This is a genomic window from Jatrophihabitans lederbergiae, assembly GCF_031845305.1.
Taxonomy (GTDB): Bacteria; Actinomycetota; Actinomycetes; order Mycobacteriales; family Jatrophihabitantaceae; genus Jatrophihabitans_A; species Jatrophihabitans_A lederbergiae.
The window spans coordinates 1-709 of record NZ_JAVREH010000207.1 but is presented as its reverse complement, the minus strand read 5'-3'; the positions used below and the strand labels follow the sequence as shown (position 1 = coordinate 709).

1 pseudogene is annotated in these 709 nt (G+C 60.5%); it reads left to right on the top strand.

Annotated elements, in window-relative coordinates:
• Positions 1-555: 555 nt before the first annotated feature.
• Positions 556-709: pseudogene (locus tag RM423_RS25010) on the top strand (ISL3 family transposase); the annotation flags it as partial.

The following is a 709-nucleotide window of genomic DNA, read 5'->3' as shown; positions in this document are numbered from 1 at the left end:
CGATACAACTCGACAGCGTCGCGGCGAAACTCCTCGGAGTAGTTCTTCCTCGCCATGAGTGGATCATCTCGCTTCCACCCCACCGAAGCAGGGATTGAGCGTGTCCACTACTCGGGGTCAGGTCCCATCTTCAACGGATCTACCGAAGCCACTAATTGGCTCATAAATACGTGAAGCGTTCCGGCAACGGCTTCTGGATCAACCGTCGGGGTCAGGCCAGGACAACTACCGCCTCGGACCGCTCCTCCACTGCGGTCTCACCTGGCCGACTCAACACCCAGCACCGCTCCGAGGAGGGTTACCACGCTTGGCTGTGAAGACGACGTGGGCCTCAGCTGACGCCGGCTGCCGCGGATCGACCTCGGCGAAGGGTTTGCCGTACCAACGTGCTGGTACGGCAAAGCGTAGGCATCAAGCTCATGGAGCGCACGTACGGCCCGACAGCACAACGTGGCGATGTGTGGGAGGTCATTACTGACCGAAGGTGTTCCAATCCATAGGTTGCCCCTGCCAGCCGGTCATGACGCATAGCAGCGCGGCGTCTTCTACATCGACGTGCGTGACGCTACCTTCTGCTCTCCTGACCTGACGACGTTCTGCCGACTGGATGGCCTCGGTTTGGTGGTGACTGGTCAGCAGTTGCAGCCCGATCATGCGGTGCTCGAATGCCGGGTCTCTGAGGCTGATGACTGGTGCCATTCCTGCGGCT